Below are 13,295 nucleotides of genomic sequence, written 5' to 3'. Positions count from 1 at the left end.
ACCGGGGGTTAGGACGGTGATCGTACGGGGCCCTCGTGGAAGGTTGGTGCGGGTTCGGGGGCGTTTCGGAGCTGGGCATGTGCAACCTCGGAGGTTACGTGAGGAAGATTCACGTTGACCCTGGTCGGACGGGGTCAGTCGCCCTCCGGGACCGCCGTGACACCTTGACCGCCGGCCGCGCACAGGAGATCAACCCCCGCCCGGTGGAGCCTCGTTCGGCGAGCGGCTTGGCCGGCGGCGTTCAGACGGGCCCCCTTCGACATGGGCTTACCTGCGGTAACCTTACTCCAGAGTAAGGAATCGGGTACGGACAGTGCCCGAAGCTGGAGGTCGTGCGGGTGTGCGGCCAGAGCCTATTGGGGGCGTAGTGACGACCGTGCCGACGACCACCACCCTCACCGGCTCCCCCTCCCTCGCGCCCCTGCTCGCCCGCGGCGCCCTGCTCTCCCCGTTCAAACGGCCCCGCCCGGACGCGGAGTTCGCCCGCACCCGGCTGGTGCTGCCCGGCCTGCGCGTCGACCTGGCGCGACTGGCCGCCTACGAGCGGGTGTGCGGGTTCGCGACCGGGGACGACGTCCTGCCGCCGACGTATCCGCACGTCCTCGGCTTCCCGCTGGCCATGCGGCTGATGAGCGGCCGGGACTTCCCGCTGCCGCTGCTCGGGCTCGTCCACACGTCGATCGAGATCACCCAGCGGCGCGCGATGCCCGCGACCGGGGAGTACCGGTTCACGGTGTACGTCGACGAGTTGGCGCCGCACCGGCGGGGCACCGAGGCCGCGGTGGTGACCGAGGTGCGGGCTGGGGACATGGGGCAGACGTTGGACGCGGGGCGGACGGGGGACGACGGACCGGCGGGAGATGAGGTGGTGTGGGAGTCGAGGAGCACGTATCTGGCCCGGCACGGCACGGACGGTCAGGCAGCCTCCGGGGCAGCCGAGACCTCCGGGGCAGCCGAGACCTCCGCGGCTTCTGCGGTCTCCGTGACCTCCGTGGCCTCCCTGACCGAACAGCGTGATCCGCTGCCCGCCGTCGCCGAGTGGCGGCTCGCCGGGGACGTGGGGCGGCGGTACGGCGCGGCCTCCGGGGACCGCAACCCGATCCACCTGTACCCGCTCACCGCCCGGCTGTTCGGCTTCCGCCGGGCCATCGCGCACGGCATGTGGACGGTGGCCCGCTGTCTGGCCGCGCACGGCACCCCGGCCGCCGCGGTGCTGCGAGCCGACTTCCGGGCGCCGGTTCCGCTGCCGGGGACGGTGACGTACGCGGCCGAGGACGGGCTCTTCGAACTGCGCGCCGCGGACGGCCGTACGCATCTGACCGGGGGTGTCTACCCGCTCGTCTCGTGAGCGGGGTCGGGCGGTGACCAGGGGTGTCCCTCCATCAGGTTCCCCAGGCCCGCCCACGCGAAGTTCATCAGGGTCGCCGCCGCCTGCCGGGCGGTGACACCGTCGGTCGCGTTGGCCCACGCGGCCAGCGACTCGGCGGCGCCGACCAGGGACTCGGCCAGACCGGCGACCTCCCGCTCCGGCAGATCGGGGTCCCGGTGGGCGGCCCGGGCCGCGACGACGATCAGCTGGGTCACGAACGCGACCAACTCCGCACGCATCGCGGTGACCTCGGCGGCGAACGGCTCACCGTGGGTGCGGGCCTGGAGGTGCAGGACCGACCAGCCGTCCGGGTTCTGCGCGGTGTGCCCGAAGAACGCCCGCAGTCCGTCCCAGAGTTGACGGTCGGCCGGCAGACCGGACCGCACTCCGCCCCGGACCGCCTCGGTGAGCGCCCGCGCCTCACGCCGGATGCAGGCGGTGAAGAGGTCTTCCTTCGAGTTCAGGTACAGATACACCAACGGCTTTGACACGCCCGCCAGTTCGGCGATCTCGTCCATCGACGCGGCCATGTACCCGCGCTGGCCGAAGGTCCGTACGGCGGCGTCCAGCATCTGCTGCTCCCGGACCGCCCGCGGCATCCGCTTGCTCTTCACGGCACCCATGAGACACACAGTAGTTGGGTGCCGACCGCTCGGAGTCGGGTCAGGAAGCCTGGCCCTGGGCCCGTACCGTGTCGTCGGCGGTGTCCTCCTGACTGCGGTTCGCCTCCAGGTTGGCCTTCACGCGGTCCACCTTGCGCACGACCTGGATCGAGGCGCGATCGCGTTCCTTGCGGAGCACCACGAAGCTGATCGGGGCGGAGATCACCAGGGCCAGCAGGACGACCCACATGCCGTTGGAGTCGCCGAGGCCGCGCGGGGCGACACCCGAGTAGACGAGGCCCCAGACGACAACGAGGCAGCCCACGAAGATCCCGAGGCGCATCAGTGTGTAGCGGAGCATCTCAATCCACTCTTCCGGTTCCAAAAAGGGGCGCTGTCCAGTGAAGCACGCCCGACCTCCGATCTTGGAGGGGGGTGCGCCGGTGTCAGTGGAGCGGCAGCAGCATGACCACGTCGTCGCGGTCGTCGGCGGGAGCGACGCGTATCGCGTCGGGTATCCGGCCGACCTCCTTGTAGCCGCAGGAGACGTAGAACCGCTCAAGGCCGAGGCCGCCGCGGCAGGTGAGCCGGATCGCCTCGATGCCGTCGAGGGTGCGGGCCGCGTCCGCGGCGGCGGCCAGCAGGTCCCGGCCGTATCCCTTGCCCTGGTGCCGGGGGTGGACCATCACCGTGTAGAGCCACAGCCAGTGCGTCATCAGCCGGTGCGTGTTGAAGGTGAGGAAGGAGGCCGCGGCGACCTGCCCTTCCTCGTCGTATCCGACGAGGAGCCGGGCGCGCCCCTCGACCATCCCCACGAAGTGCTTCACCAGCTCCGGCCGAATCGCCTCCCGGCTCACCGGCGCCACGAACCCGACCGCGCCGCCCGCGTTGGAGACGTCCGTCCACAGATCGAGGAGGCCGTCACGCAGTTCGGGGGTGACGGCCGGGTCGAGGGTGAAGGTAAGGGGCATAGGGCGAGGGTAGTTATTACGCAACGCTCGCCTCAAGAGCGTTCGACGTCACGTACGTCACGTAAGTCCCGCCCCTCAGGGGCGCGGGAACTGCGCGACCAGCCCCCACCGGACCGGCACCCGCACCCGCACCCGCACCCGCACCCGCACATCTGACGCAGGCTCACCCCAGACGCAGACTCACACCCGCATCGCCTGCGGCGACTCCCGACGGGCCGGGTCCGGACCGTCGTACTCGCGGAGGATCTCGTACCGCGTGTTCCGCTCAACCGGACGGAAGCCGGCGTCGCGGATCAGGTCGAGCAGGTCCTCGCGGGTGAGCTTGTTCGGGGTGCCATAGTTGTCGGCGTCGTGGGTGATCTTGTACTCGACGACCGAGCCGTCCATGTCGTCGGCGCCGTGCTGGAGGGCCAGCTGGGCCGTCTGGACGCCGTGCATGACCCAGAAGACCTTGACGTGCGGGACGTTGTCGAACAGGAGCCGGGAGACCGCGAAGGTCTTGAGGGCCTCCGCGCCGGTCGCCATCTGGGTCCGCGCCTGGAGCCGGTTACGGACCTTGCCGTCCTTCATGTCCACGAAGTCGTGCTGGTAACGCAGCGGGATGAAGACCTGGAAGCCGCCGGTCTCGTCCTGGAGCTCACGCAGCCGCAGCACGTGGTCCACGCGGTGGCGGGGCTCCTCGATGTGGCCGTAGAGCATGGTGCACGGGGTCTTCAACCCCTTCTCGTGCGCCAGCCGGTGGATGCGCGACCAGTCCTCCCAGTGGGTGCGGTGGTCGACGATGTGCTGTCGGACCTCCCAGTCGAAGATCTCGGCGCCGCCGCCGGTCAGCGACTCCAGACCGGAGTCGATGAGTTCGTCGAGGATCTCACTCGCGCTGAGCCCGGAGATGGTCTCGAAGTGGTGGATCTCGGTGGCCGTGAAGGCCTTGAGGGAGACGTTCGGCAGCGCCTTCTTCAGCTCGCTCAGCGAGCGCGGGTAGTAGCGCCACGGCAGGTTCGGGTGCAGGCCGTTGACGATGTGCAGCTCGGTGAGGTTCTCGCCCTCCATCGCGGTGGCGAGCTTCACCGCCTCCTCGATACGCATCGTGTACGCGTCCTTCTCGCCCGGCTTGCGCTGGAAGGAGCAGTAGGCGCAGGACGCGGTGCACACGTTGGTCATGTTGAGGTGACGGTTGACGTTGAAGTGGACGACATCGCCGTTCTTGCGCGTCCGCACCTCGTGCGCCAGTCCGCCCAGCCACGCCAGGTCGTCCGACTCGTACAGCGCGATGCCGTCCTCGCGGGTCAGCCGTTCACCGGCCCTGACCTTGTCCTCCAGCTCGCGCTTGAGCCCGACGTCCATGCCCACAACCCTTCTTCGACGACTCCGACAACTCCGCAACCGTACGCCCCCACCCTTCGGGCGGGAGGCGCCCCCGAACGGCGCTGAACGCGCCTATACCTCTTCCGGCAGCTCCCCGACCCGGTTCTCCCACTTCGTGGAGAGCACGACCGTGGTACGGGTCCGGGACACGCCCTTGGTCCCCGACAGCCGCCGGATGATCTTCTCCAGTCCGTCCACGTCCGTCGCCCGCACCTTGAGCATGAACGAGTCGTCGCCCGCGATGAACCAGCAGTCCTCGATCTCGCCGAGGTCCTTCAGCCGGGCGGCCACGTCCTCGTGGTCGGCGGCGTCGGAGAGTGAGATGCCGATCAGCGCGATGACGCCGAGACCGAGCGAGGCGGAGTCGACGGTGGCGCGGTAACCGATGATGACACCGGCCGCCTCCAGCCGGTTGATGCGGTCGGTGACGCTGGGTCCCGACAGACCGACGAGGCGCCCCAGTTCCGCGTAGGAGGCCCGGCCGTTCTCCCTCAGGGCCTGGATGAGCTGCCTGTCCACCGCGTCCATGCGATCGAAGCCTTCCGCTGAAGTCTGAAGAGATCTGAAGAGGTCTGACGAGATCTGTGGAGGTCTGGGGTGGTCCGAGAGTGCGTGACGTGATGCGTACCGCGGTCCGGCGTGGCGCTCACCGGGGACGGGAGCCGCCCAGTTCGCCCTTCCAACGGCGGTACAGCCCGTGTGCGACGCCCGCCGCGTCGAGGACCCGCCCGGCGACGAAGTCCACCAGGTCCTGGATGTGGGTGGCGCCCGCGTAGAAGCCCGGCGAGGCGGGCACCACGCTCGCGCCGGCGTCGTCCAGGGCGACCAGGTGCCGCAGGGTCTGGCCGTTGAGGGGGGTCTCCCGTACGGCCACTACCAGGGGGCGTCGCTCCTTAAGGGTCACGCTCGCGGTCCGCTGGAGCAGGTCCTTCGACAGCCCGAGCGCGACACCCGCGACACACGCCGTCGACGCGGGCACGATCAGCATCCCCTTCGAGGGGTACGACCCCGAGGACGGCCCGGCCGCCAGGTCCCCGGCACCCCAGTACCGCACCCGGTCGATGTCCACCCGGAAGCTGTCGGGCTTCCCGTCGGCCCCCCTGGCCAGCCATTCCCGCAGGTCATCCTGCCAGTGCGCGTCCCTGAAGGAGATCCCGGTCTCGTCGAGCAGGGTGAGCCGCGAGGCCCGGCTGACGATCAGGTCGACACACTCCCCCGCGTCCAGCAACGCGCGCAGCACCGCGGCGGCATACGGCGTCCCGGACGCCCCAGAGACCCCCACGATCCAAGGCACGCGCTGCGATTCTCCTGCGTTCACACCCTGAGCGTACCGGCGCGCGAGGACGTACTCAGGACCGGACTACACCGTGAGGCCCCGCACCAGCAGATCCAGCAGCGCGCATCCGAACAGGGCGATGCCGATGAAGCCGTTGACGCTGAAGAACGCCCTGTTCAGCCGGGACAGGTCGTGCGGGCGGACGATCGAGTGCTCGTAGACGAAGGCGCCGGCCACGATCATCAGGCCCAGCCAGAAGAAGGTGCCCGCGTCCGTCGCCACCGCGTACCAGACGAACAACGCGGTGGTGAGCGCGTGGCAGACCCGCGCCCCCCAGACCGCCGCCGGGATGCCGAAGCGGGCCGGGACCGACAGCACGCCGATCTCCCGGTCGGTCTCCACGTCCTGGCAGGCGTAGATCAGGTCGAAGCCGCCGATCCAGATGCCGACGGCCAGACCCAGTATCACCGCGTCCCAGGACCACTCGCCGGTGATCGCGAGCCAGCCGCCGACCGGGCCCATCGCCTGCGCGAGACCAAGGATGGCCTGCGGGAAGTTCGTGAACCGCTTGCCGTACGGATAGACCACCATCGGGATCACCGCGATGGGGGCGAGGGCCAGACAGAGGGGGTTGAGGAGGGCCGCCGAGCCCAGGAAGACCACCAGGGCGATCAGCGCGCCGGTCCAGGCGTGACGGACCGACATCGCGCCCGTCACGAGTTCGCGGTGCGCCGTACGCGGATTCCTCGCGTCGATCTCACGGTCGATGATCCGGTTGACCGCCATCGCGAAGGTGCGCAGGCCCACCATGCAGACGGTGACCAGCAGCAGCCGGCCCCAGTGGATGTTCTTGTCCGACTGGAACATGGCCGTCAGTGCGGCGATGTACGCGAAGGGCAGGGCGAAGACCGAGTGCTCGATCATCACCAGACGCAGGAACGCCTTGGTGCGCCCTGGTTGCGGAAGAGCGGCAGAAGCGCTGCTCACAGGCCGTACTCCTTCCAGCGGCGGTCGACCTTCGCCGCCGTCTCGGGATCGGACTCCACCATGTCGGGCCAGCCGCCGTCGCGGGTGTAGCCCTCCTCGGGCCACTTGCGCGTCGCGTCGATGCCCGCCTTGCCGCCCCAGAACTGCTGGTAGGAGGCGTGGTCGAGATGGTCGACGGGGCCCTCGACGACGGACAGGTCACGGGCGTAGTCGGTGTTGCCGAGCGCCCGCCACGCGACCTCGTGCAGGTCGTGGACGTCACAGTCCGCGTCGACGACCACGATCAGCTTGGTCAGGGACATCATGTGGGCGCCCCAGACCGCGTGCATCACCTTCTGCGCGTGCTTCGGGTACTTCTTGTCGATCGAGACGATCGCGCAGTTGTGGAAGCCTCCGGACTCGGGCAGGTGGTAGTCCACGATGTCCGGGATGATGATCTTGAGGAGCGGCAGGAAGAACCGTTCGGTGGCGCGGCCCAGCGGTCCGTCCTCCGTGGGGGGCCGGCCCACGACGATCGACTGGAGCAGCGGCCGCTTCCGCGTCGTCACGCAGTCGATCTTCAGCGCGGGGAACGGCTCCTGCGGGGTGTAGAAGCCGGTGTGGTCGCCGAAGGGGCCCTCGGGCAGCATCTCGCCGGGCTCCAGCCAGCCCTCGATCACGACCTCCGCCTGCGCCGGCACCTGGAGCGGGACGGTCTTGCAGTCGACCATCTCGATCCGCTTGCCGGCGATGAACCCGGCGAAGAGGTACTCGTCGATGTCCCCGGGGAGGGGGGCGGTGGAGGCGTACGTCACGGCCGGCGGGCACCCGAAGGCGATCGCGACCGGCAGGCGCTCGCCCCGCCTCGCCGCCACCTGGTAGTGGTTGCGGCTGTCCTTGTGGATCTGCCAGTGCATGCCGATGGTGCGCTTGTCGTGCCGTTGCAGGCGGTAGAGCCCGAGGTTGCGGATCCCGCTCTCCGGGTCCTTGGTGTGGGTGAGCCCCAGGTTGAAGAAGGAGCCGCCGTCCTTCGGCCAGGTGAAGAGCGCGGGGAGCCGGTCGAGGTCGACGTCGTCGCCCTGGAACACGACCTCCTGTACGGGCGCGTCCTGGGACTTCACCTTCTTCGGCGGTACGTGCGTCATCGCGCCGAGCTTCCCGAAGGCCTCCCGTACGCCGATGAACCCCTGGGGCAGCTCGGGCCGCAGCAACCCGCCGATCTTCTCCGAGATCTCGCCGTACGACTTCAGGCCGAGCGCCTTCAGCAGCCGCCGGTCCGTCCCGAAGACGTTCATCGCGAGGGGCATGTCGGAGCCCTTCACGTTCTCGAAGAGCAGCGCCGGGCCGCTGGACTTCTGCACCCGGTCGACGATCTCCCCGACCTCCAGGTACGGGTCCACCTCGGCCTTGATCCGCTTGAGGTCGCCCTCGCGCTCCAATGCCCTGAGCAGTGAACGAAGATCGTCGTAAGCCATGCGGTCAAGTATCCCCGAGCGACTACTCTGGCCCGGTACCTGGGGTCCGTGCACGTGGCCCCGACGACCGTTCCACCGAGAGGACCCATGCTCCGGGTACTGATGTTCCTCGTGCCACTGGCGTTGAGCGTGTACGCGTTCATCGACTGCATCAGCACGAAGGACGAGGACGTCCGCCACATGCCCAAGCCGCTGTGGGCGATCCTCGTGCTGGTGTTCCCGCTGGCCGGCTCGATCTCCTGGCTCATCGCGGGCAAGAAGCGGCACCCGGCCGGCGCGGGCGGACCGGGCGGCCTCACGGGGTCCGCCGGATCGCCGTGGAACCGGGGCGGCGGGCAGCAGTGGGTGGCACCCGACGACAATCCCGAGTTCCTCAAGTCCCTCAAGGACGAGAAGGGCGACAAGGGCGAGAACGGTGAGAACGGCGACGAAGACCGGAAGAAGCGCGGCGATGATCCCGGGGACGACTGACGAAGCCGCAGCCGCTCGTCACCGGCCCGGCGCGTGCCGGGGATGAACCGGGCTGCTCAGCACGTCACTTGAGAGTTTTGACGCGGGCCGAGGTGAGGGCCCGGTCGAAGACGCGTACGTCCCTGATGGTGCCGGGGAAGAAGTCGCTGGGCTGTCCTTGGTGGCTGGCCCTGCCGATCATGAGGGCGCCGGGGGCGGGGGTCGGGGTGGCGTCCTCGACGGCCGCTTCCTGGACTCCGTCGACGTACAGCCGCAGCTTGCGGGCCGGGCCGTCGCAGACACCGACCAGGTGGGTCCAGACGTCGGCCGCGGGGGCGGTGTAGCCGACGGCACGGGTGCCGGGGCGGGCGAAGGCCCAGCGGTTCTCGTCGCTGGAGTACTGGAGATAGAAGCCGCTGATGGCGGTGGCGTCCTGGCTGACGGCGGTGGCGAAGAAGCCCGGCACGGCGGAGAGGCGGACCCAGGCGGCGACCGTGAAGCTGCGGCCGGCGCCGGTCCTCAGCACCGGGCCGTCGGTGATGATCTGGCTGCCGGTCCCGTCGAACTCGGCCCCACCGCCGTCGCCGGTCAGCCACCGGACCCCGGAGGCGGTGCCGTCGTTGCCGCCCGTGGTGTCCCGCGCGAGCGCCCCGGACGTCTCGTCGAGGGGCCAGACGGCGACGGGTTCCGCGAGGCGGGCCGCGGAGGGTGAGGGTGAGGGTGATGCGCTGGTTCCGGCGCCGGTCCGTGCCGCGTCGCCGGCGTCGTCGCCGGCGGACCTGTTGAACCAGACCCCGGCCCCCGCCCCGATCGCGGCGGCCGCCCCGGCCCCGGACAGCAGGAAGGCCCGACGGCTACGGCGCTTGCCGTCACCGTGCCCGGACGACGGACCGTCCGGGGCGGTCGGGCCCTCCGGTCTGGCGGGCGGTGGTGGCTGGGCGGGGTCCCGGTGCGCGATCGGGTGCGCTGTGGGATGCGCGGTGGGATGCGCGGTGGAGTGCGTCGGGTGAACGCGGGTGGGCGGATACGCCGAGTGCGGGGGCGCCGCGGCCTGATGCGGGATCCTGTCGGCCGGGGAGCCCACGGCCTGCTGTGGGATCGAGGCGACCCGGGGATCGACGGCCTGAGGATCAACGGCCTGGGGATCAACGGCCTGGGGCGACGGGCCCGCCGAAGAACCCACCGCCGGATCCGTGTAGCCGTCGCGCGGCAGCATGTCGGTGTGGGGGCCGGTGGCGGGAGGCCACTGCCCGGCGCGCCGCAGGGCCGTCGTGCTCTCGCCGCTCGTCGGACCGAGCCAGGTGAGGATCTCGCGCGGGGTGGGGCGGCGGGCCGGGTCCTTGGTCAGGCAGGCGGAGATCAGGGCGCGCAGGGTCGGGTCGGCGACGGCGCCCACGTCGGGTTCGTTGTGCACGACGCGGTAGAGGAGCGCCGGGGTCGGTCCACCGCCGAAGGGGTTGCCCCTGGTCGCCGCGAACGTCAGCACCGCGCCCAGGCAGAACACGTCGCCGGCCGGGGTGATCTCGTCCCCGCTGATCTGCTCCGGGGACATGAAGCCGGGCGAGCCCGCCATGTGCCCGGTCCGGGTGATCGAGTCGCCCTCGACGCTGCGGACGATCCCGAAGTCGATGACACGCGGCCCGTCCTCGGCGAGCAGCACGTTGGAGGGCTTGAGGTCGCGGTGGACGAGGTTCACGGCGTGGATCGACACCAGCGCCTCGGCCAGCCCGGCCGCCAGCGCCAGCACCGCCCTCGCGCCGAACGGCCCCTGTTCGGCGACCGCCTGTTCCAGCGAGGGCCCGGCGATGTAGCTGGTGACCAGCCACGGCAGCGGCGCGTCCGGGTCGGCGTCCACGACCGGGGCGGTGAAGGCCCCGCTGACCAGCCGGGCCGCCTGAACCTCGCGGCGGAAACGGGGGCGGAACTCGGGCCGCCGCAGCAGCTCCTCGTGCACCACCTTGACCGCGACGAGCCGCCCGCCCGGAGAACGGCCCAGGAACACCCGGCCCATACCGCCCGCGCCGAGCCGGCTCAGTATCCGGTAGTCCCCGACGGAGCGCGGGTCGTCCGGCTCCAGCGCTGACACACATACCTCCTGGCGAGCTCTGCCTTGTGCGGGCAGGCCCAGCATAGGGGTTGTCGAAATCTCGTACGATCTACGACAGTCCGACCGCGGGTCAGCGCGCACCCGCGCCACGCTCGAAGGGGCGGGCGCGTCGTACCGCTGCCTCAGCGCAGCCGGGACGACGACAGGATCGACAGCAGGTGGGCCGGGACCATCACCCACGTGATCACGGCGAGGGCGCCCAGCGCCCAACGGGTCGGCTCGATACCGCCGGTGGCCTGGTCGGCGATCGCCGCGACCAGCAGCACCAGGGACGCCTCGATGCCGTTGGTGACCCTGTGGATCTTGAAGGCGGCCGCGAGCCGCCGTACCGTCGCCACGCCCTGCGAGCGCGGCCGGGTCGACTCGTCGTCCACGACACCCAGCCCGCGCCGGGCCCGCGCCACATCCACGAGGTCCGTCGAGGCCTTCAGCAGCACCACACCGAGCGCGGTCGCGATGCCCACGGACAGCCAGCCGCCGACGCCCGACTCGGCGGCCCGGTAGCCCGCGCCCGCCAGCAGCGCCGCGTCCGCGAGGTAGGCGCCGAGCCGGTCCACGTATATGCCGGACGCGCTGTTCTGCCCCTTCCAGCGGGCGACCTCGCCGTCCACACAGTCGAAGAGGAGGAACAACTGCATCAGGATCACGGCGAGTACGGCACCGGTCAGCCCGGGGATCATCAGCGCGGCTCCGGACGCCACCCCGCACACCACCATCGTCCAGGTCAGCTGGTCCGGGGTGACCGGCGTACGCACCAGCTGCCGGGTGAACCGCAACGAGAGACGCCGCATGTACAGCCGCCCCGCCCAGTGCTCACCGTTCCGGCTCGCCAGCTTGGCCTGCGGCTGACAGACCTCCCGCAGCTCCTCCAGAACCGGAGCACCAACCATGACCGTCCCTCCCACGCACCCGGGGCCCAACTGCCGCAGGTGCGGCGGTGATCGGGTCAGGTTACAGAGCGGGGGCGGTGGTGCTGCGGACGGGGCGGTTCAGGACGCGGACGCGGTGGGACGGTTGTGCAGGTCGACCATCGCGCGGATGTGGGGCGGCAGCCAGTCCTCGGAGGGAGCCGGGCTCGGGGAGAGCTCCGTGAGGACCTGGGCGGGGGTCGGTCGGTGTGCCGGATCATGATCGAGGCAACGGGTGATGACACGGACCAGCCGTTTCGGCAGCAACTCAAGGGCCGACTCAAAGGACTCACCGTCCTTGAGGGGCGCGGCACCCGCAGCGTGACACAGCACCATGCCGAACGCGTACACGTCGGCCGCTGGGGTGACCGTCACTCCGGTGAGTTGCTCGGGTGCGAGGAACCCCAGGGTGCCGGCGACATGGCCGGAGCGGGTGAGCTTGGACCCGTCGAGGGCGCGGGCCAGACCGAAGTCGATGACGCGTGGCCCCATGCCGGAGACGATGATGTTGCTGGGCTTGAGGTCGCGGTGGACGATGCCGCAGGCATGGATGCCGCCGAGCGCCTCGGCGACCCCGAGCGCGAGGGTGTACAGGGTCCGGATGGGCAGCGCGCCGACCTGTCTGAGCAGGTCGTGCAATGAGGGGCCGGGGATGTACTCGGTGGCCAGCCACGGCGGGTCGCCGTCGGGGAACGCGGCCACCACCGGTGCGGTGTGGAATCCGCCGACCCGCTGCACGGAGTCGACCTCACGGCGAAACCGCTTGCGGAACATGGGGTCGTCGGTGAAGTCCTTCTTGATCACCTTGACCGCGACCAGACGCTCCCCCGGGGTCACCCCGAGATACACCGTCCCCATCCCGCCCTGTCCGAGCCGTGCCGTCAGCCGGTAGCGACCCAGTCGGCGCGGGTCGTCGCGGTGGAGCGGCTGGTGTACGGGGGCGTAGGCGGCCGGGACGTACGCCGCTGCGTGCTCACGTGCGCCGTCCTCCGGGCCGCGCGCCGCGGCCACGGCCCGCTCCGTCTCCGCCTGGATCAACGCGGCCTGCCGGTCACCCTCGGCACGGAGGATCGCGGCGCGCTTCTCGCTGTCGGCGCGCATCTGCTCCTCCATCGCGTCCTGGATGGAGGTGGGCGGTTCGATGGCCTTCAGTTCCACGCGGTTGACGCGGATGCCCCACTTGCCAGTGGCCTCGTCGAGGACACCGCGCAGCGCCAGGTTGATCTCCACGCGGGAGGCCAGGGCCCGCTCCAGGTCCATCCCGCTGACGATGTTGCGGAGCGTGGTGACGTTGAGCTGCTCGATCGCCTGGATGTAGCTGGCGACCTCGTAGGTCGCGGCCCGGGCGTCGGTCACCTGGTAGTAGATGACGATGTCGATGTTGACGACCAGGTTGTCCTGGGTGATCACCGGCTGCGGCGGGAACGGCACAACCTGCTCACGCAGGTCCATGCGGTTGCGGATGGTGTCTATGAACGGGACGACGATGTTGAGGCCAGGGGGGAGTGTCCGCGTGTAGCGGCCAAAGCGCTCGACAATGGCCGCGCTCGCCTGCGGGATTGTCTTCAGGCAGCTCGCCGGGAGCCCGACGAGCACCACCCCGGCGACGATCAGTAACACCCAGCCCACGTTCATCGCGACCCCCCTGCTCCCCCGAGGCACCTCTGTGCTGTGCCCTTCTCGGCTGCCGCTGTGCGGAGTGTCCCAGACTCTCCCACGCTGGGACCACCGTCCGAAGCCCGCCCGTCGAAGTCGCCCCCCCCGGTTGCCGCCAGGTCTTTTCGCTCGTTGTCCTAGTGGTCCGGT

12 protein-coding genes and 2 pseudogenes are annotated in these 13,295 nt (G+C 70.3%); 2 read left to right on the top strand and 12 right to left on the bottom strand.

Going from position 1 to position 13,295, the window contains the following annotated elements:
* Window positions 1-376 precede the first annotated feature (376 nt).
* Window positions 377-1,348 (top strand): MaoC/PaaZ C-terminal domain-containing protein, encoded by a 972-nt coding sequence (locus AB0H86_RS37215; protein WP_362449298.1) that lies wholly within the window; start codon window positions 377-379, stop codon window positions 1,346-1,348.
* On the opposite strand, the gene AB0H86_RS37210 is transcribed toward AB0H86_RS37215, so the two are convergent.
* The 8 genes from AB0H86_RS37210 to AB0H86_RS37175 all read right to left on the bottom strand — a co-directional run bounded on the left by AB0H86_RS37210 (window position 1,330) and on the right by AB0H86_RS37175 (window position 8,024).
* On the bottom strand, window positions 1,330-1,992 hold the full coding sequence (locus AB0H86_RS37210) for a TetR/AcrR family transcriptional regulator (RefSeq protein ID WP_362449296.1): 663 nt from the start codon (window positions 1,990-1,992) through the stop codon (window positions 1,330-1,332). The genes AB0H86_RS37215 and AB0H86_RS37210 overlap by 19 nt on opposite strands.
* 40 nt (window positions 1,993-2,032) lie before the next feature.
* Complete coding sequence (locus tag AB0H86_RS37205; RefSeq protein WP_362449294.1) at window positions 2,033-2,332, bottom strand: DUF4229 domain-containing protein; 300 nt, start codon at window positions 2,330-2,332, stop codon at window positions 2,033-2,035.
* An 85-nt stretch (window positions 2,333-2,417) separates the two neighbouring features.
* Window positions 2,418-2,942 carry a GNAT family N-acetyltransferase gene (locus AB0H86_RS37200; protein ID WP_362449292.1) on the bottom strand — a complete coding sequence of 175 codons (525 nt, stop codon included), beginning with the start codon at window positions 2,940-2,942 and terminating at the stop codon, window positions 2,418-2,420.
* Window positions 2,943-3,122: 180 nt separating this feature from the next.
* Complete coding sequence (gene mqnE / locus AB0H86_RS37195; RefSeq protein ID WP_362449290.1) at window positions 3,123-4,286, bottom strand: aminofutalosine synthase MqnE; 1,164 nt, start codon at window positions 4,284-4,286, stop codon at window positions 3,123-3,125.
* Window positions 4,287-4,379: 93 nt separating this feature from the next.
* Window positions 4,380-4,835, bottom strand: coding sequence for an Lrp/AsnC family transcriptional regulator (locus tag AB0H86_RS37190; RefSeq protein WP_362449288.1), 456 nt, complete (start codon window positions 4,833-4,835; stop codon window positions 4,380-4,382).
* Window positions 4,836-4,953: 118 nt separating this feature from the next.
* Window positions 4,954-5,601: a UbiX family flavin prenyltransferase gene (locus tag AB0H86_RS37185; protein WP_362449286.1), complete on the bottom strand. Its 648-nt coding sequence runs from the start codon at window positions 5,599-5,601 to the stop codon at window positions 4,954-4,956.
* Between the two features lie 66 nt (window positions 5,602-5,667).
* Window positions 5,668-6,570, bottom strand: coding sequence for a menaquinone biosynthesis prenyltransferase MqnP (gene mqnP, locus AB0H86_RS37180; protein ID WP_362449284.1), 903 nt, complete (start codon window positions 6,568-6,570; stop codon window positions 5,668-5,670).
* Window positions 6,567-8,024 (bottom strand): menaquinone biosynthesis decarboxylase, encoded by a 1,458-nt coding sequence (locus AB0H86_RS37175; RefSeq protein ID WP_362449282.1) that lies wholly within the window; start codon window positions 8,022-8,024, stop codon window positions 6,567-6,569. The genes mqnP and AB0H86_RS37175 overlap by 4 nt, the downstream gene beginning before the upstream one ends.
* Before the next feature lie 87 nt (window positions 8,025-8,111).
* On the opposite strand from AB0H86_RS37175, the gene AB0H86_RS37170 reads away from it, so the two are divergent.
* Complete coding sequence (locus AB0H86_RS37170) at window positions 8,112-8,495, top strand: PLD nuclease N-terminal domain-containing protein (protein ID WP_362449280.1); 384 nt, start codon at window positions 8,112-8,114, stop codon at window positions 8,493-8,495.
* Between the two features lie 64 nt (window positions 8,496-8,559).
* On the opposite strand, the gene AB0H86_RS37165 is transcribed toward AB0H86_RS37170, so the two are convergent.
* The 4 genes and pseudogenes from AB0H86_RS37165 to AB0H86_RS37150 form a co-directional block, all read right to left on the bottom strand.
* Window positions 8,560-10,560: a LamG-like jellyroll fold domain-containing protein gene (locus AB0H86_RS37165; protein WP_362449278.1), complete on the bottom strand. Its 2,001-nt coding sequence runs from the start codon at window positions 10,558-10,560 to the stop codon at window positions 8,560-8,562.
* A gap of 143 nt (window positions 10,561-10,703) precedes the next feature.
* Complete coding sequence (locus tag AB0H86_RS37160; RefSeq protein ID WP_362449276.1) at window positions 10,704-11,471, bottom strand: CDP-alcohol phosphatidyltransferase family protein; 768 nt, start codon at window positions 11,469-11,471, stop codon at window positions 10,704-10,706.
* A 99-nt stretch (window positions 11,472-11,570) separates the two neighbouring features.
* Window positions 11,571-12,320: pseudogene (locus tag AB0H86_RS37155) on the bottom strand (serine/threonine-protein kinase); the annotation flags it as partial.
* A gap of 54 nt (window positions 12,321-12,374) precedes the next feature.
* Window positions 12,375-13,124, bottom strand: a pseudogene (locus AB0H86_RS37150) (SPFH domain-containing protein); the annotation flags it as partial.
* Between the last annotated feature and the right edge of the window lie 171 nt (window positions 13,125-13,295).

Origin of the sequence: Streptomyces sp. NPDC050997 (genome assembly GCF_040660135.1) — a bacterium.
GTDB lineage: Bacteria > Actinomycetota > Actinomycetes > Streptomycetales > Streptomycetaceae > Streptomyces.
This window is presented reverse-complemented; position numbering and strand designations above follow the sequence as displayed.

Coding starts and splice junctions, on each gene's coding strand:
- AB0H86_RS37210 (WP_362449296.1), bottom strand. CDS start 1,992: ATGGGTGCCGTGAAGAGCAAGCGGATGCCGCGGGCGGTCCGGGAGCAG.
- AB0H86_RS37205 (WP_362449294.1), bottom strand. CDS start 2,332: ATGCTCCGCTACACACTGATGCGCCTCGGGATCTTCGTGGGCTGCCTC.
- AB0H86_RS37200 (WP_362449292.1), bottom strand. CDS start 2,942: ATGCCCCTTACCTTCACCCTCGACCCGGCCGTCACCCCCGAACTGCGT.
- mqnE (WP_362449290.1), bottom strand. CDS start 4,286: ATGGACGTCGGGCTCAAGCGCGAGCTGGAGGACAAGGTCAGGGCCGGT.
- AB0H86_RS37190 (WP_362449288.1), bottom strand. CDS start 4,835: ATGGACGCGGTGGACAGGCAGCTCATCCAGGCCCTGAGGGAGAACGGC.
- AB0H86_RS37175 (WP_362449282.1), bottom strand. CDS start 8,024: ATGGCTTACGACGATCTTCGTTCACTGCTCAGGGCATTGGAGCGCGAG.
- AB0H86_RS37170 (WP_362449280.1), top strand. CDS start 8,112: ATGCTCCGGGTACTGATGTTCCTCGTGCCACTGGCGTTGAGCGTGTAC.
- AB0H86_RS37160 (WP_362449276.1), bottom strand. CDS start 11,471: ATGGTTGGTGCTCCGGTTCTGGAGGAGCTGCGGGAGGTCTGTCAGCCG.